Below are 18,134 nucleotides of genomic sequence, written 5' to 3'. Positions count from 1 at the left end.
TTGCTCCTGTTGCTCCTGTTGCTCCTGTTGCTCCTGTTGCTCCTGTTGCTCCTGTTGCTCCTGTTGCTCCTGTTGCTCCTGTTGCTCCTGTTGCTCCTGTTGCTCCTGTTGCTCCTGTTGGAATATATATTGGTGGAAGAGCTGGAAATGTAGGTCCAATATTCTCAGGTTCTATCTTACCTTTATTTATTGATAATTTATCATTCCGCTTCAATTTAATTCCTCATTCCACATATTTTTAATTAACTTACATAAGTATGAGTCTATTATTAAGGAATACTTTCATAACTATTCTTTTTTCTTTCCAAATGATTCATACAGTTACTAAACATTTTACCGTTGCTTTAACTACTACTATTAATATAATAAAATGATAGTTTCATTCCAAAAACACGAAACTTATTGCATTCTAATTTAAAAATGAGGTGATTTAAATTCAAGATAAAAATGAAAAAAGAATAGAAGAACTAGTATCAATAGCTCTTGAAATTATTCTTCCATACAGACTTACTGGACCTACTGGAAGTACTGGACCTACCGGAAGTACTGGGTCTACCGGAAGTACTGGACCTACCGGAAGTACTGGGTCCACTGGAAGTACTGGACCTACCGGAAGTACTGGACCTACCGGAAATACTGGGTCAATAGTTACAACAAACTCTATGTTCGCTAATAATACATTAGGTGGTCCCATCTCTGTGATAATAGGTGGAACTAATATTCCTCTTTCTAATAACCAAAGCCTCGGTAATTTTACAGTTAACGCCTCAAACGATATATTTACAATTCCTGTAACCGGAAGATATTATTTAACCTATCAAGTTAATACGACAACTGCTCTACTCGCTGGAACAAGACTACTATTAAACGCTTCTACTCCACTTCCTGGTTCTATTTTTTCTCCCGCTATATCGACTTCAAATTATAACAATAATTTAATTGCCGATAATACAATTTCCCTTCAATTATTCGGCGTATTATACATCGTTAATTTGGTTGGAGGTGGTTCAACAGGTGCCTCTCTAACAATTATACGAATCGATTAAAAAATGATTCATTCTTTTTCTAATAAACATTATTAAATACTAAGTCTATCATGATAAAAACCTCCCAATTATTTCATAAAAGTGATGGCGCATTAAAGAACAAATTGCACTATATTCATAGTAGAAACTATCTATACTAAATTTTCCGTATATATATTATCAATTTACACTGACTTCCACCGATGTTACATTAAATATGAAGACAGTTTCTCTTTTACGAACCATCTCAATACGTATTTGAGAAACGTACTCCAATCCTATACGCGAGAGCAATACTATGTTGACACTCAGATGAGTGTCTTTTTTTGTGAATGATAAAAAATAAAAACCATCTCTTATAGATGGTTTTATCTTTTGTTACTATAAATGTAAACTTATGCAGTTGGATAATAAATTGTCATGCTTAATCGAGTCAAAGATTTCCCTAAATTATAATAAGAGTGTGATCTATCGGCCTTAAAACGAATTGAATCTCCACTATTTAATTTATATTGACAGTTATTCACTTTTACTGTCAATTCACCTTCAAATACCGTTATAAATTCTTCTGCGCCTTCTTTATGCCCTTCTGAACTTAATTTCCCTTCTGTTTCTATTTCCACTATATACATTTCAAAATGTCTATCATCTTGAAAAGGGAAAGAAGGATACACTTTATATTTTCCATTGTCTTCAGACAATACTTGAATATCCTTTCTTAAAATCACTTTCGTATCAGGCTGAGGATTGTTGATTAAAGAAGTAAAAGAAACTTTCAAGCCATTTGCAATTTTCCATATTGTTGTTAGTGTCGGGCTTGATTCCCCTCTTTCAATTTGTCCAATCATCGTTTTACTCACACCCGTTAATTGGGAAACTTTTTCTAAACTTAATTTTTCTTTTTCTCGTATTGTTTTTAAATTTTTAGCCAGGATAAGTTGAATTTCTTCCATAAAACACACCCCTACACTCTATACAATATAACGACCGTTATGTATAATAAAAAGCGCACGTTATATTGTTCTTTTCGGTCATTATAACACACAAATAATTAGGGGGGTCCAAATGCCTATATTTTCTTTTTTGTTATTTGTATTTATAAGTAGCTTCACACCTGGTCCTAACAATTTTTTAGCGATGACATACGCAAATCAACACGGATTAAAAAGAAGCATGAAGTTTTGCTTCGGAGTAGCTTTTGGTTTTTTCATCCTCACTTCTTTATGTAGTTTCTTTAATGTTGTACTACTTAATATCTTACCCATAATCGAATTCCCTTTAAAAATTTTAGGTGTAGCGTATATGTTATATTTAGCTATTAAAATACTTACTAGTAAAAGCAGTACGAATCCCGTTGAAAAAGATAATAAAAACTTATTCACAGTTGGGATTTCTCTTCAATTCGTTAATCCTAAAGGGATTTTATTCGGACTGACTGTAGTATCGACTTTCATACTCCCTTACTACAATTCATATTCAAGTTTTATACTTTTTTCATTATTTCTAGGTGTAGTCGGTTTAATGAGTACATTTAGTTGGAGTTTATTTGGTTCAATATTCCAAAAATTATTAGTAAAACATAACCAATTATTTAACATCATTATGGCCGTATTATTAGTTTTCAGTGCCGTTTCAATCGTTATACACTAATTCGATGCTCATTTTAGATTTTGTACTTTTTAATACCACTCTTCATCAATCAGACTACTTTATATACTAATCCATCCACATACCCTATATGTTTTAAAACTTTTAAGAGGAAACCTTCTAACAATAGGTTTCCTTCCATATCATATTAAATAAGAAGCAGGTTAAATACGGAGGTGATTTTGATTAAGACTACTTTAATTTCTCATTTTTACAATGAAGAATATTTACTTCCATGGTGGTTAATGCACCATACAAAGCTATTTGATCACGGCATTCTCATTAACCGTGGATCCACTGATCGGTCAGTTGAAATCTGTAAAATATTCGCTCCTAATTGGGAAATACGAAACTCAAAATCACTCGAATTTGATGCTTATTTAGTTGATCAAGAAGTTATGGAAATTGAAAGAGAACTTACAGGATGGAAAATGGTATTAAATACGACAGAATTCCTGTGCTGTTATAATAAAGAACAATTTTTCAAATCACTTAACACTATGGGCGGCAATATGTTTTCAATAAGAATGATTATGATGATTGATGATCCGACTTATGGCTACACTAATCCAAGATATAGTTCTCCGCTTGTTAAACAACGTTACCATGGAATAATAATTCAACCTAATCCAAATCAACTATATCTTAACGGTAGATTAATTCACAATAATTCGCACGGGAACTATAGAGTCGGGAGACATGGTTCGCATTATCCTTATAACATTTACATAGAACCTGCTTTTATTTTTAAATTTTTTTATAGTCCATGGAACGATGCAATGAAAAAACGAAAATTACAAATTGGGCCGACTCTTTCTCAACATAGTGTACAGCGTGGACTAGGTTCTCATCACTTAACAACAATTGAAAAATTAGAAACAAAATACAAATTCTATGCAACTTTAACTACGGACCTCCGGTTATTCCCAGAATACCAAATTATATTTCCTGACCTTTATCCTTAATGTCATGAATATTTAGTTTCCACATCCATCCGTTTTTTATTAACATATCAACTCCAACTAAATACTTTTCTCTAGTAGAAATCTGAGCTAGGACTCTTGCTGCACGCAGATTCCTCTTATTTAATGTCGTACCACCAGCCTATAATCTTTCATACCATTTCATTGAGCACCTGATGTTGGATCAGAAATAAAAAATGGTAATTCATTTGGAAAATTTTCAATTTCAGATTATATACCTTCTAAAATAAAGAATTCAAACAATAGAACCTAAACTAATGTTTTAAGTTATGGCTTTATTTTTTTCTTATTATTCACTTTAAAATCTTTTTATAATAATATTGAAAAATACGGTATAATATAAGTTACTGTTCTTTTGGAGGGTTATAATGTCTGATAAGTATAAAATTTTCATTCTTATTGTTACCGCATCTTTTTCTTTCTTTTCCTTAATAAAAGATTTCCGCAACACTTCAAAAAGTTTCTTTTGGGGTAGTTTTGTAATTCTTACAAGCTTCATAATACTTTTAACACTCGCTTTAGATTTAACTCCAATACTCCTATATTCAACGCAAATTGCGCTTGAGATTATTACAATACCACGTAAACTCTTTCTACCATCTGTCACTGAAGCCGCTATTATTTGCTAACAAAGTATTTTAATTTTCTTATGCATGCCAAAATATATTTTGGTAAATTTGACACACATTTATATCAAACAAGCATATTTTATTGTATGGTGACTATCTAAAAATACAAATTTTAAATTTTTATAAGATCTTTTTATTTTTAATTAAAAATTTACAACATTCTAAAACAGTATGCACATAATATCCTCAATTCCCTTTTTCAACATGAAACTTGTCTCAGAGCGCCTTTAAAAGCGCTCTTTATCTTTAATAAAGGTTTTATTAAAATTTAGGTTAAAAATTAATACCCTATAGTCATGATAGCTATTTACTGTTTCCAAAATAAGTTGCATTAATAATATAGAAATGAAATACCTATAAAAATTATTACTTTACTATTTCTTTAAACATGCTAGTGAGGTGATTTCGATAGATTATCAAAACAAAGATATGTTCATTAACTTTTCACTTTTAGATATTAACCGTATTATTCTCCCACATTCTCCTACTGGACCTACCGGGGCTACTGGCTCTACTGGCTCCACTGGACTTACTGGCTCCACTGGACCTACCGGGGCTACTGGAACTACTGGGGCTACTGGCTCCACTGGACCTACCGGGGCTACTGGAACTACTGGGGCTACTGGGGCTACTGGCTCCACTGGTTCTACCGGCTCCACTGGACCTACTGGTTCCACTGGACCTACCGGGGCTACTGGCTCTACTGGGCCTACTGGTTCCACTGGACTTACTGGTTCTACTGGCTCTACTGGCTCTACTGGCTCTACTGGCTCTACTGGCTCTACTGGGGCTACTGGAACTACTGGGGCTACTGGCTCTACCGGTTCCACTGGCTTCACTGGTTCCACCGGGCCTACTGGCTTCACCGGTTCTACTGGGGCTACTGGACATACTGGCTCTACCGGTTCCACCGGGCCTACTGGGGCGGCTAGTGTAGGATTAACAAACTATCTATATGTTTTTGATACTACTAACCAATCAATTGCAGTAGGAAGTAATGTTACTTTTAACACAAATGGACCTATAACAGGAACTGCCCTTAGCCACATCACAGGTACTGGAAATATTATAATTAATACACTAGGAACATATGTAGCAGAGTTTCAATTACAAGCTTCTCGCGAAAACCAATTCTCCCTCGAACTAAATGGTACACCAATTTCAGGTGGACGTTTTGGTACGGGGTCACCACATACAATAAATCAAGGTACTGCTGCTTTTACCGTAACAGTTGTTCCTTCAACATTGACTTTAATAAATAACACCTCTTCAGCAGGTACTATCACTCTCTCAAATAGTGATGGTGGCTCTTTAACAAATGTATCTGCAAGTATAAGTATTTTTCAGGTCGGATAATTAATTTGGTTAGAAAAGTGATTCATAAAATTTACAAATATAAAAAATGAGGCTTCTCTTTTCTAGAGAAACCTCATTTTTTATATTAAATTTTAAATTGGCTCGTATACAAATCAAAATAAAACCCTTTATCTTCCATGAGAGATTCATGATCCCCTCTTTCTAAAATTCCCCCATCCTTTATAACAAGGATTTGATCTGCTTTTTCAATTGTTTTAAGTCGGTGAGCGATCACAAAACTTGTGCGACCTCTCATTAAATTATTTAGTCCTGCTTGTATTTGTAATTCTGTTCTTGTGTCAATATTAGATGTCGCTTCATCGAGAATTAATATATCTGCATCTGCTAAAATTGCTCGTGCAATCGCAAGAAGTTGTTTTTGTCCTTGACTTAAATTCGATCCTTCTGAAGCAATTTCTGTTTCATATTGATTTGGCAAATGCTTAATAAAAGAATGTGCAGATGCTGCCTTAGCTGCAGTGATAACTTCTTCATCAGTAGCATCTAAGCGTCCATAACGGATATTATCCATAATTGAACCAGCAAATAAATACGTATCCTGTAAAACTACTCCAATTTTACTTCGTAAAGAATTAATATCATAATCTTTTATATCTTTTCCATCAATATGAATTTGTCCTTGCTGTATATCGTAAAAGCGAGTTAACAAATTAATGATTGTTGTTTTCCCTGATCCAGTCGGACCAACTAAAGCAATTGTCTCTCCTGGCTGCGCTTTAAGACTCACTTCTTTTAAAATTGTTTTATTTTCTGCGTAGCCAAATGAAACATGCTCAAGTGTAACATGCCCTTGTAAATTTTGTACAACAAATGCGTCTTTTTTATTTTGAATTTCTGGTACCTCATCCATAATCTCAAAAACACGTTCTCCACCAGCAACTGCCGCTTGAATTGTATTCATTAAAGTCGCAAATTGACTTAGCGGTCTTGAGAATTGACGAGAATAATTAATAAAAGCCGCAATAACTCCTACTGTTGTCATTCCGTTTAAGACCATAACTGATCCAGTCCCAATGACAAGCCCCATACCTAAGTTATTAATAAAGTTCATACTTGGAAAAATAAAAGCTGAAAATGTATCAGCCTTCGTAGCTGAAACTCTTAGCTGTTCATTAATTTTATTGAAATTTTGGACAGTTTCTTTTTCTTTTCCATACAACGTTGTAACATCCGCACCTGTAATTGCTTCCTCAATAAATCCATTTAATTCACCTAAATCTTTTTGACGCTTCGCAAAGTTTTTACCACTATATGCAACTAGTTTTTTTGTAACGTAAAACATAATAGGTACTGTAATTAAAGTTACAATTGCTAAAATCCAATTTAAAGCGAACATCGCAATCGTTACACCTATAAAAGTTAACGCTGATGAAATAATTTGTACAACACTTTGTGTCAAAGCTTGATTCAAATTATCTATATCATTTGTCACACGGCTCATTAAATCACCTTGGGAACGCACATCAAAGAACCGTAAAGAAAGCGTTTGGATTTTCTCAAAAATATCTTGTCGTATTTTTTGAATTGTTTTTAATGCAACGTTAATCATGACAAATGTTTGTAACCATGTTAAAAGTACAGTTACACCGTAAATCGCGATAAGTAACATACACATTCTTGCTGTACCACTTAAATCTTTCGGTACAATATATTGATCTATAATGACCCCCATAAAATAGGGACCTAATAATCCAAGTAAAGTAGTAACAACGACTAGAAATATAACAAACATAAGAGCAGCTTTTTGGTAGCCCATATAGTTCCATATCCGCATTACAGTTCCTTGAGCATTTTTAGCTTTCCCCATCTTTGGCGTGTTTCGTCCACCTTTATTAGCAAATTGCCCTTGAAAATTACGCATGTTCTTCCCCACCTCCTTTATGCAAATTACCACCTTGGGAAAGATAAATTTCCTGATAAACCTCACTTTGTTCTAATAATTGTTCATGTGTACCATTGCCAACTAATTCACCATTATCTAATACAAGTATTTTATCCGCATCCATTATGGAAGAAATTTTGGACGCAATTAATAAAGTCGTTGTGCCTTTATATTTTGTTTTTAAAGCTGTTTGAATAGTAGCTTCTGATTTCGCATCAACTGCTGATGTAGAATCATCTAATATGAGAATCGGCGGTTTTCTCACAAGTGCCCTTGCAATTGATACACGTTGTTTTTGTCCACCTGATAGATTTGTCGCACCTTGTGTTAAATTATATTGATAAGATTCTTCCAGCTTATTGATAAACTCAGTCGCACAAGCTGATGCAGCTGCTACTTCCAGCTCATCATGTGTTGCATCTTCTTTACCATAACGTAAATTCTCTTCTATACTACCTGAGAACAACAATGCCTTCTGAGGTACAAACCCTATTGAAGCACGGAGTTTTTGCAAATCATATGTTTTAACATTTATTCCATCTATACATATTTCACCTTGATCCACATCATATAGACGTGGTAACAGTTTCGCTAAGGTAGATTTACCACTTCCAGTTGATCCAATAATCCCTACTTTTTCACCTTTTTGTATGCTAAACGAAATATCTTTTAAAACGTATTCATTATTTTTCGTATAGCTATAACTAACATTTTTAAATTCGATATTCCCCTCGATTTTCTCAGGTTCGATCGCATTCGCTTCGCTTATAATATCAACCTCGGTATTTAACACTTGCTGTACACGCTCCGCAGATGGAAAAGCTCGCGCAATTTGAATAAATACCATGCTAATCGACATAAGTGACATTAAAATGATATTCAAGTAATTAATAAATGCCAAAATCGCTCCTACTTGAAGCGTTCCATTGAATACTTTTTCTCCACCAATCCATAATGTTGCGACAATCCCGCCACTTACAACTAGCATAATGATTGGCATCATTAAAGAAATAAGTTGCACAGCTCGAATATTTATCTTCGTTAAATTTGTATTTATATTTCCAAATTGAGCGATTTCGTATTTTTGTCTTACATACGCTTTTATAACACGCACACCAGATAAATTTTCTTGTAACTTTGTATTCACTTTGTCCAATGCCTCTTGCACCTTTTTAAATGTACCACTTGCTTTACTTGCAATTAAAATAATCGCAAGTAATAAAATCGGAACAACTACAAGTAATATTGGAAATAACTCTCGCGCTGTTACAAAAACAATAATTATACTTCCGATAAATAACAGTGGACCACGAACCAGAACACGTAATGTCATCGTCATTGCCGATTGAATAGAAGTGATATCATTTGTTACGATCGTTAATAATTTACCTGTTCCAAATGAGTCCCGATTATTACTAGAAAATGTTTCTATTTTCGCAAACACATCTTTTCGTATGTCTGTAGCGAAATTAACAGCTGCTTTTGTAGAATACATCATACACCCAAGCCCTCCAACTAAACCGAGTGCTGCTGCTCCTATCATAAGAAGCCCCATTTTTATTACATAATTTAAATCCCGATTTGCAATCCCAACATCAATGATATGTTGCATAATAGTCGGTTGAATTAAGTCCATCGCAACCTCAAGTACCATAAATAGCGGCCCAATAATAGCGAAGAACATGTATGGTTTTAAATACTGTAATAACTTACGAAATGATTTCATACATAATCTCCTTTTCCCATGAAATTACCACTGAATAATTCATATCCCTCCTTATTTAAGCGATATATTTTGTAATTTCTTCATTACTTCTATTATATTATGTAAATTAATATTTAACATTATTAAATGATAAGTATTAATGACTTTCTGGTCAATAAATGTGCTTTATATTATGTAAATACAAAAACCGCATTCTTAATGAAAAGAATACGGTTTTTCATCTATATTTCTTCAATTGTAAAATTTAAAAACTCAGTCTCAAATCCCTTATTTTTAGAAGGACTACACGTGTAAAAACCTATTTTAATAGGCTCATTCCCTATATCCTCCATTAAATGAGCGATTCTTATTTGTTCCCATTGATGGCTCTTTTTCACATATATTGTATAATCACCGCGTTTTCGAATAATTCGAAAACAAAGTTGTTGCTTAGCTGCTTCAGTTGGATAATCTTGCGTTGACCAGTCAGAATATCCATTATTCGTTACGACAGCACCTAAGTGAGATGGCCCTTCAGGGATATATTCTAAAGATGTTTTTAGCCAACAGTTCTCCGAAATCATAACAAAAAGACCTGCTTGATCGAATTTTGAATTTGGATTCATACGTAACTGAACTTCAGCTTGAAAGTCTGTCATCATCTCATTATAAAATACATGACCATTCATTACTTCAAAACCATAATGTGTTTTAAGCCAAAAATCGGTTTCTGCTTTCGAACGGACAATAAACGCATGATTATCATTAATCTTATAGTACTCAGGTACATTCATTATAGTGAGTTGCTCAATACGTTCTGGTATATACGATATATTCATAGCTCCTCCATAATAAAGCATTTATATAGTCATTTAAAACTCCGCTAATACTGGGAATTTATAACCTTTAAAATCTAACTCTTTATCACCTCGAACCATTAAATACTTGCTAGACTGTAATTCTGTAAACTGTACATCCTCAACCCCTAATTGATCCGGAGAAAAATAAAATTCGATTTCCGTAAACCTTTCATTGATTTCTCCACATAATTCATCTAAAACCGGAAGTACTGGCGCAAATACTCCAAATAATTTCAACTTTTCATTGTCTACTTCATAAACGATTAGAGCATCTAGTTTCTCTGAATAATACAATTTCTCATTCCATTCCGAATCATACATATTCAAATAAAATGAAGGATGGAAGTTTAAAGTTGAAAAACTATTTGAAAGTCTTTGGCTACTATCAATAGTTTCATGTATTAACTGTCTATTCTCTATATTATAGAAATCTAACTTTTTAAGTAGTGAATCGTTATTATTAATATTTTTATCATATGGTATAGTCATCAAATATTCCTGCACAACTTTAAACCCAAATGCTGTATATAGTTCAGGTTTTTCTGTAAACAATAATGCACAGTCACATTTCTTATCAATTTCTTCTATCATTTTACCCATTAATTGTGTCATTAGCCCTTGTCTACGGAAATTAGGGTGTGTCATTACTGATTGAATACCCGCTGCATTTATTTTTTCACCATTAATTAATAATGGGAGTGAAAATGCCGCAACATTTGCAATCACTTTATCTTCTTGTAAAAACGATAAAGCTTTATATGTATCATCCCAATATCCTTTATCCGAAAAATCATTCAATGTTTGAGTTTTAATTCCAAACACTTCTTCAAATAAAGGAAATAACTGCTCTCTTTTCGGTTCTTCTATTAGAAGACTTGCCAATTTTTCAACATTCCCCATGTTGTACCTCCAAATATTAAATTCCATTAAATTAGATATACTTATATGACCTACTCTTAAAAATAGAGGTCTTACCAATCAATATACTATCATAAAACATAAAAAAAAAGTCTAATTAATTTTATGTTTTGACTATTTGAAAATAAGTCGAATAAAACAATATTAAGATTTCTGGATATTAATTAGTTTATTATATAAAAATAGCGCTTTCTAATTAGCTTTTACTAATAGAAATACACTATTTATAATAAAATATTTTTATTCTTTTATCCCTTCAAGTCTTTCCTTCGTATTAATTTCTTCTCCACTTATACGCTTTTCAAAAGACTTTCTCCAACTATTTGAAAGTGCATTTACTTCTAATATCCTTTTTACCCCTTCAATATTTTGTTTTTCCTTATGCATGATACGATTAGCAAACGCTACTGAAACACCTTTTGGATCAGACTGTAGTTTTTTTAAGGTATCGACTGCTGATACCCATCCTTCTTTTAATACACGAAAATAAAATCCTGTATATCCTGTTTCTTGAAAATATAGTGGTAACTTTGGAATATTATATTTTTTTGCTAATTTAAAACAAGGTTGCCTTGGCTGTGTTACCTGTACGATTGCCTGTCCTAGCTCAAACGTATCACCAATACAAACATCCTCTTCGCGCATACCACTAACTGTTATATTTTCTCCGAAAGCCCCATATACAAGATCTTGATTCAATTCTTTTTCCCAGTATGGATAGTGATCACCAGTATAAACACAAACTGCTTTATCTACTCCTCCATGATGAACTAAGTCAGCTTGTCCATCCCCATTAAATTTTACAAAGGATAAATATACCGGTTCTTTTACTTGTTTCTTATTTATGCCTGTATGAATTACCTTTCCGCCGTATGTAACCTCTTTTGGTAATCCTATATTTAAAGATAATAATCGATATTCATTAGCCATTCTATTTCCTCCTTTAAAGGTGTTACATGTATTTTCTCTCGATTAATTTTTACAAACCTCTCTGTTATATAAAGATGATTATAAAATCTCTAAAATCATTGTTCAATTCAATTATTTATATAATAATGATAGGTATAACCTATTATTATACTTGAGGTGATTACAATCGAATTACGACAACTTGAATACTTTTTAGCTGTTTCAAAAGAATTACATTTCACAAAAGCAGCTGAGAAATTAAATATTTCACAGCCTTCTCTAAGTCAACAAATACGTGCATTAGAGCATGAAGTAGGAATGCCACTTTTCGATCGAATTGGTAAAAAAATATCTTTAACTGAAGCAGGGAAGATTTTATTATCACATAGTAAAACCATTTTTCATGAAGTCGAACAAGCTCGTTCAGCTATTCAAGACCTAAACGGATTACAGCAAGGTTCCTTAACAATAGGGGCTTTGTTAACCGTCGTAAATTATTTACTACCACCAGCTATTTTAAATTTTAATAATTTATATCCCAATATAGAGCTTTCTGTATTAGGGCTTCGTACAGGAGATATTCGTGAAAAATTATTACAAAACGAACTAGATATTGGAATTACATTTCTCCCGGTGCAAGATAAAGGGATTATCTCCATCCCTCTATACAAAAGCGATCTTACATTAGTCGTGCCCACTGGTCATCGATTAGCTGAACGTAATCATGTATCTATTGCTGAATTACAGAACTACCCTTTAATTCTTTTACCTAAAAATTTCTTTTTAACCGAACTAATTACATCTCATTGTCAAAAATTCAACTTTAAACCAAGGCCAATTTTAGAAATTAGTACGATGGAATCTTTAATCCAAATGGTTTCCAAAGGAATGGGAATTACAGTGTTACCCAAACCATATATAGACTTTTTACAAAATAAAAACATTCAATCTATTAAAATAGAAACCCCTACTCCAACAATTGAAATAGGGCTAATTTATAGAAAAGATAAATATATGTGTGCTGCAACTCGAGAATTTATTGAGCAACTAAAAATCACAGTACGTTCTTTCCAAAACTAAACAAAAGAGATTATCCTATGAAACCGTTTCACAACGATCTAGTAGAATAATCTCTTTTCAAAACAAAGTAAACATTATATTTAACTCCTATAAACTTTAATGTACCCTTTTAGATATTGGAATATATTTTGTAAAATATGCACCAACTAGCAATAATACAATTGAAAATAACCAAGTAAAAGCACCGCCAAAATGAAACCAATATGCAAACATATTTAAGATTGCAAGTGAAAAGAAGCAAATAGAAGTTAACGCACTTTTCAATCCTTTTATCCCAGATTTTTTTCTCTTTTGATAAGCAATATACATCGCAATAATAAGAAAAAAGATAAGAACAAATGGTAACATAACTTTTAGCATTTGTAATCCCTCCAGTATAAACGCACTCTTTACATCACCATCTTATCCCATTTATCTTTTAGGTATCAATTCATTCTTATCTTCCTTCCAAAAGTCAGTATAAGTTTTATTTTTAAAGTTCACGTTCACCTCAGAAAACGGCATACTTCCTCCAACTTTCAATGAGTACCAGTCGTTTAAAAGTGGTGAACCGAAACAAATCTTCATTGTACGATCATGTAAATCGAATAATACAGAATGTAAAGTTCCAAACCATTCTTCATAGTTATGTACAGTTAGTCCATCAGGATATTCTTCTTCTACTAACTCTTTTAAAGACTCTATGCTCACTTGTTCATATCTATTTAAATGCTCATGTAAAACGTGATATCTCTTTGTAGATTGTTCTAATTTCCTATTATTTAATTTCTGAATTGATGAACTAACTGCATGGTTTGTTGATACAATAAAAGCTTGGTTGTCACCATCAATCGTTGTTGTGGATTTATGACCGTCAAATATTTCAATGTGTGCTGCGTTTAAAAGATCAGCTACTATTAAATTAATATTACTAGCAATTGGTATTTCTTCTATAAGTGACTTAGCTTCCTGCACATTTTTACATTTCTCCAACAACAATCGAATTACCGCAAAACATTGTAAACCATTTACCATTGGCTTTCTTAAACCTGCAATGTTTCCTACTGGTTGACCACATGCTGAAAATGTAACAGATAATCCATGTTCGTTAACCCCTTCTGTTCGACCAAAATATTGAGTAGAAAAACCACTATGTGCATACGCACCTTCAACATGCGTCGAGCAAAAACGCATATCATCTATTACTGGTGACAAATCATAATTCCTTAATACATATGTGTGCTCTAAATCGGTCTTTTTAGGTAATACTGCACAATGACTACAACCTGCTTTTAATAACGTTTGATAATAATACATCATATTTTTAGCAGGAATTTTCAACACTTCACAAAAACCTTCAATTTCTTCATTAATTCCAGAACAATATTGATTTAATATATTTCTAGATTCTGTCCAATGGTTATGCGATATTAAGTTTTCTTGCTCTATAAATTGCGGAATAAGATAAGAATGTTGTTTCACAAATTCACCTTGTTGCTTACCAATTTCATAATGACTTCCTTTGAGCGATGAAAAATACCCCTTTACTTGATACATCTAACTCCCCCTTATTGAATTTATCCATATCATACCAATTAAACTTTATTCATTCTTGATGTTTTTTACTGTCTTTCCTTAACACCCTCCCGGTTCAAAATCTCAACTAATGATTATTTACTAGACAATTAAAGTTTTGTTAATATTGCTGTAATAGCTTGATTTCAAAATAAAGTAGTTTGGATATCAAATGAGCAAGATACTTTCTTGAACCCACTTATAAGCAATCATCTAATTCATGAAATCAAAAAACTTATTTATCAAAATAAAAGGAGAATTTATGTATGAGTAGTTGCAAACCAATTGATGATTTAACTATTGAAGACCTAAAACAAAACCCCATATGGGAATGGGCAATAGATGAAGAGGAAAATGAAGAATATGACGAAACATGGGTAAAACCAGCAACAACTACTAATTTTACAGAGGAGTTAAACGGTTCAATCGTACTAGGCGAACTATTCTTCCATAATGGTGAAAAATTCCCTATGATGTGTGAAATTGACATTGAAAATAACGAGGCAGTAATTCGTTCTGTTGTTTATTATAACGAAACAGAAAATGAGTATATTGCTATAGAAGATATTGTGAAAGCGGTCGAAATGCCGTTATCGATTATTATTAACCTTACAATTCATGCAGAATCTAAAACATTACGCTTCACTGCACATAAAGTAGATATTTATAAAAATTCAATAACGACTAATTTAAATTAAAGTTGGGCGAAATATAAAAAAACATTATGAAATAAAAACCGGGAAATCATTAACGATTTCCCAGTTTTTCAAACTATATTAAAGTATCCCCTTTTCCACTAAAGTCTCTGCGATTTGAACTGAATTCCAAGCCGCACCTTTTAATAAATTATCGGAAACAATCCAGAGGTGGAATCCGTTTGGCGTATCAGGATCTTTACGTATTCTTCCCACAAATGTATCTATTTTCCCTTCTGCATATAACGGCATTGGATACAGCTGTTCACTAGGGTTATCCTGCAAAATAACACCTGGTGCATCCATTAGTACTTCCTTGATTTCCGCAACGGTTGCTTCTTTTTCCAGTTCTATATAAACCGATTCTGAATGCCCTGATACAACTGGAACACGTACACAAGTAGCTGCCATTTTCAGGTTTTCATCTTCTAATATTTTTTTCGTTTCTTGAATCATTTTTACTTCTTCAAAAGTAAAATCATTGTCTGTAAATATATCTACTTGAGGCAGTACATTAAACGCTATTGGGTAATGTTTTTTATCTTTTTTCGCCGGTAATATATTACTTTTCACTTCTTCACCAGCAAGCATAGACTTAGCCTGCTCTTGTAATTCATGAATCGCATGAATTCCAGAACCCGATACAGCTTGATATGTTGAAACTATAATTCTTTCTAAACCGAATGATTTTCGAATCGGCTGAAGTGCTGTTACCATCTGTAATGCTGAACAATTTGGAACTGCAATGATACCTTTATGCTGTTTTAAAGTGTGCGCATTCACTTCCGGAACAACGAGCGGTACATCTTGCGCCATTCGGTACTCACTTGTGTTATCAATTACAATCGCACCACTAGAAACTGCATGAGTTACAAATTGTCTAGATACTTCTCCCCCAGCGCTAAAAAAGGCAATATCTACACCTTCAAAGCTAGTTGTTTTTGCCTCTTGTATAATTATCTCTCGTCCTTTGAATCTTACTTTCTTACCAGCGGATCGTTTTGACGAAAGCAATGTAACTTCAACTATATTAAACTTCATTTCATTCTCTAACAGTTCAATAATTTTTTTCCCTACCGCACCTGTAGCCCCAACAACAGCTACATGATAGCCCTTTTTGATCATCTTTTCTCCTCCAATATCACTTGAATGAATATTTCTACAATTTCATTTTATACAGAATTTAATCATTTGGAAAATTAAAATACATGATATAATCATTCACAAATCATGATAATAAAAGAGGGATCGCTTATGGAAATGAGACATGTTAAAACATTTTGCGCCATTGTGAAGTATGGTAATTTTTCTAAAGCTGCGCATGCGCTAGGTTATGCGCAATCTACTGTTACAGCACATATGAAAGCTTTAGAGAACGATTTACATATTCCTCTTTTCGATCGGTTAGGGAAAAAAGTGCTACTTACAAAAGCAGGTCATCAATTTCATCCTTATGCATTAGAATTACTTTCAATATATGAAAAAGCGCAAGAAATCCCCCAAAATACAGATTATTTAGAAGGTACATTAAGTATTACATCTAATGAATCATTAGCGGTATACCGATTACCAAAGTTATTACGTACTTACAAACAGAAAAATCCGAACGTAAATATCGTACTTGAAACAAACACAAATGAACAAGCATTGCAAAAATTACGTGAAGGAGAAACAGACGTTGTCTTCATAATTGGAGAAAGTATAGAACATAATGATTTTATTACGCGAACTTTTAGTAATGAAACATTTGGATGGATTTTACCAGCTTATTCCGCTGCACATACAAATCCATTCCAGTTATTACAGGACACCCAGTTCATTTTTACAGAACAAAGCTGCGGCTATAGGCCAATGGTAGATCGTTTTTTACGTCAAAGCAGGAATATTCCAGATAAAACATTTGAAACTTCCAATGTTGAAGTCATTAAACAATCCGTCATGTGTGAGTTAGGCATTTCAATTCTTCCTTATATCGTTGTACAAGAAAGTTGCCAAAAAGAACAACTATGTTTTCAGCCTATCGAAACTCCATCCGTTATTCAAAGTCATGTAATCTATCATAAATCTAGATGGATTTCCCCGGTATTACAGTCGTTTCTTTCCTTACTTGAACGAGATTAAGAAATTAAAAAATACATATAAAAAGAGTAATTGCCTAATAAGCAATTACTCTCTTTCATTAATTAGTATATTATTTATTAGTCTGTCCCACACCTGCAATTAATTTACTACCTGAATATGTACCTTTGTTCATAAACACTTGATTAATTAATTCTTTTTGCTCAGCTTCCGACATTACTCCTTTTCCTTCTCCTAAATTCCCACTTTGTAATTTCCAAATCTTATTGTGATCCCCATCAATCTTTTCATATTTTCCTTGTTTCCATCGTTCTAAAATTTCTACATATGTACTTCCCTGCACAAGATCATTACTCTTTACAATATCAATTAAGCTTTCAATCCGCTCTTGTGTAATAAAAATATAACCCCACTTTTGATCAGCTTTCGCTTTTTGATGTGCCATTTCATGTAATGCTGTCTGTATGTTCTCATCTGTCCACTTAAAATTTTTATTAAAACCACTATTTGGCAATGAATAATTGCCATTTTCTAAAATCTTTGCATCTTCTGCTTTTACGTTACTATCAGCTAATACTTCTACTGCTGGAGCAGCTGGTGATGCCTTTTTCGCAGCTGGTTTACTATTATTTAAATAATGCAGCATACCATATGTTAAACCTACTCCGATTACCGCCATACCAGCTATAACACCTATTATTTTCAAAAATATTTTCATCTCACTTGTTTCCTCCCCAATAACCCTTTTCATAATTTTTATCTATCAAAAGCAGATATAGCATAGTTTTTTC

19 protein-coding genes are annotated in these 18,134 nt (G+C 33.0%); 8 read left to right on the top strand and 11 right to left on the bottom strand.

The features are described 5' to 3' along the window. Positions 1 to 214 (bottom strand): exosporium leader peptide-containing protein (locus ACTFP3_RS08330; protein ID WP_440009973.1); only part of this gene is annotated, 214 nt, incomplete at its 3' end. A gap of 220 nt (positions 215 to 434) precedes the next feature. Here ACTFP3_RS08330 and ACTFP3_RS08325 point away from each other — a divergent pair. After that, on the top strand, positions 435 to 1,046 hold the full coding sequence (locus ACTFP3_RS08325) for a BclA C-terminal domain-containing protein (protein WP_078993325.1): 612 nt from the start codon (positions 435 to 437) through the stop codon (positions 1,044 to 1,046). A gap of 374 nt (positions 1,047 to 1,420) precedes the next feature. Here the strand turns inward: ACTFP3_RS08325 and ACTFP3_RS08320 are convergent, their stop codons facing one another. Beyond that, positions 1,421 to 1,978, bottom strand: a complete 558-nt coding sequence (locus ACTFP3_RS08320; RefSeq protein ID WP_440009971.1) for a helix-turn-helix domain-containing protein — start codon at positions 1,976 to 1,978, stop codon at positions 1,421 to 1,423. 112 nt (positions 1,979 to 2,090) lie between these two features. Between ACTFP3_RS08320 and ACTFP3_RS08315 the strand changes: the two genes are divergently transcribed. The 4 genes from ACTFP3_RS08315 (at position 2,091) to ACTFP3_RS08300 (ending at position 5,640) form a co-directional block, all read left to right on the top strand. Further along, the gene (locus ACTFP3_RS08315; protein WP_001121284.1) at positions 2,091 to 2,675 is read left to right on the top strand and encodes a LysE family transporter; all 585 of its coding nucleotides are present in this window, start codon (positions 2,091 to 2,093) and stop codon (positions 2,673 to 2,675) included. A 179-nt stretch (positions 2,676 to 2,854) separates the two neighbouring features. Next, positions 2,855 to 3,637, top strand: coding sequence for a glycosyltransferase family 2 protein (locus tag ACTFP3_RS08310; protein ID WP_033692643.1), 783 nt, complete (start codon positions 2,855 to 2,857; stop codon positions 3,635 to 3,637). A 386-nt stretch (positions 3,638 to 4,023) separates the two neighbouring features. After that, complete coding sequence (locus tag ACTFP3_RS08305; RefSeq protein WP_033692642.1) at positions 4,024 to 4,284, top strand: hypothetical protein; 261 nt, start codon at positions 4,024 to 4,026, stop codon at positions 4,282 to 4,284. A 429-nt stretch (positions 4,285 to 4,713) separates the two neighbouring features. Further along, a complete protein-coding gene (locus tag ACTFP3_RS08300; protein WP_440010011.1) occupies positions 4,714 to 5,640 on the top strand; it encodes a collagen-like protein in 927 nt (308 codons plus the stop codon). Between the two features lie 85 nt (positions 5,641 to 5,725). Here the strand turns inward: ACTFP3_RS08300 and ACTFP3_RS08295 are convergent, their stop codons facing one another. From ACTFP3_RS08295 to ACTFP3_RS08275, 5 genes are all read right to left on the bottom strand, one after another. After that, complete coding sequence (locus ACTFP3_RS08295; RefSeq protein WP_069604354.1) at positions 5,726 to 7,522, bottom strand: ABC transporter ATP-binding protein; 1,797 nt, start codon at positions 7,520 to 7,522, stop codon at positions 5,726 to 5,728. Next, positions 7,515 to 9,269, bottom strand: coding sequence for an ABC transporter ATP-binding protein (locus tag ACTFP3_RS08290; protein ID WP_440009966.1), 1,755 nt, complete (start codon positions 9,267 to 9,269; stop codon positions 7,515 to 7,517). Before ACTFP3_RS08290 ends, ACTFP3_RS08295 begins: the two co-directional genes overlap by 8 nt. 221 nt (positions 9,270 to 9,490) lie before the next feature. After that, on the bottom strand, positions 9,491 to 10,087 hold the full coding sequence (locus ACTFP3_RS08285) for a DUF1349 domain-containing protein (RefSeq protein ID WP_001027679.1): 597 nt from the start codon (positions 10,085 to 10,087) through the stop codon (positions 9,491 to 9,493). Positions 10,088 to 10,120: 33 nt separating this feature from the next. After that, the gene (locus ACTFP3_RS08280; RefSeq protein WP_000528663.1) at positions 10,121 to 11,008 is read right to left on the bottom strand and encodes a GNAT family N-acetyltransferase; all 888 of its coding nucleotides are present in this window, start codon (positions 11,006 to 11,008) and stop codon (positions 10,121 to 10,123) included. 258 nt (positions 11,009 to 11,266) lie between these two features. Then, complete coding sequence (locus ACTFP3_RS08275; RefSeq protein WP_266002634.1) at positions 11,267 to 11,956, bottom strand: MOSC domain-containing protein; 690 nt, start codon at positions 11,954 to 11,956, stop codon at positions 11,267 to 11,269. Between the two features lie 156 nt (positions 11,957 to 12,112). On the opposite strand from ACTFP3_RS08275, the gene ACTFP3_RS08270 reads away from it, so the two are divergent. Further along, entirely contained in the window at positions 12,113 to 13,015 is a 903-nt protein-coding gene (locus ACTFP3_RS08270) for a LysR family transcriptional regulator (RefSeq protein ID WP_440009962.1), read from the top strand. A 96-nt stretch (positions 13,016 to 13,111) separates the two neighbouring features. Here ACTFP3_RS08270 and ACTFP3_RS08265 read toward each other — a convergent pair whose 3' ends face one another. Then, positions 13,112 to 13,375 carry a hypothetical protein gene (locus tag ACTFP3_RS08265; RefSeq protein WP_000921854.1) on the bottom strand — a complete coding sequence of 88 codons (264 nt, stop codon included), beginning with the start codon at positions 13,373 to 13,375 and terminating at the stop codon, positions 13,112 to 13,114. Positions 13,376 to 13,426: 51 nt separating this feature from the next. Continuing rightward, positions 13,427 to 14,551: a C45 family autoproteolytic acyltransferase/hydolase gene (locus tag ACTFP3_RS08260; RefSeq protein WP_440009960.1), complete on the bottom strand. Its 1,125-nt coding sequence runs from the start codon at positions 14,549 to 14,551 to the stop codon at positions 13,427 to 13,429. A 284-nt stretch (positions 14,552 to 14,835) separates the two neighbouring features. On the opposite strand from ACTFP3_RS08260, the gene ACTFP3_RS08255 reads away from it, so the two are divergent. Further along, positions 14,836 to 15,267: a hypothetical protein gene (locus ACTFP3_RS08255; protein ID WP_266002625.1), complete on the top strand. Its 432-nt coding sequence runs from the start codon at positions 14,836 to 14,838 to the stop codon at positions 15,265 to 15,267. 78 nt (positions 15,268 to 15,345) lie between these two features. Here the strand turns inward: ACTFP3_RS08255 and ACTFP3_RS08250 are convergent, their stop codons facing one another. Next, the gene (locus tag ACTFP3_RS08250; RefSeq protein WP_440009958.1) at positions 15,346 to 16,389 is read right to left on the bottom strand and encodes an aspartate-semialdehyde dehydrogenase; all 1,044 of its coding nucleotides are present in this window, start codon (positions 16,387 to 16,389) and stop codon (positions 15,346 to 15,348) included. A gap of 129 nt (positions 16,390 to 16,518) precedes the next feature. Here ACTFP3_RS08250 and ACTFP3_RS08245 point away from each other — a divergent pair, with 129 nt between their 5' ends. Then, entirely contained in the window at positions 16,519 to 17,385 is an 867-nt protein-coding gene (locus tag ACTFP3_RS08245; RefSeq protein WP_266002622.1) for a LysR family transcriptional regulator, read from the top strand. A gap of 70 nt (positions 17,386 to 17,455) precedes the next feature. On the opposite strand, the gene ACTFP3_RS08240 is transcribed toward ACTFP3_RS08245, so the two are convergent. After that, a complete protein-coding gene (locus ACTFP3_RS08240; protein ID WP_440009955.1) occupies positions 17,456 to 18,061 on the bottom strand; it encodes a PRK06770 family protein in 606 nt (201 codons plus the stop codon). Positions 18,062 to 18,134: the final 73 nt, after the last annotated feature.

The sequence above is a fragment of the Bacillus cereus group sp. MYBK5-2 genome (assembly GCF_051915685.1).
In the GTDB taxonomy this organism is placed as follows: Bacteria; Bacillota; Bacilli; order Bacillales; family Bacillaceae_G; genus Bacillus_A; species Bacillus_A cereus.
The sequence above is the reverse complement of the archived record's forward strand: the minus strand, read 5'-3'. Positions and strand labels throughout refer to the sequence as shown.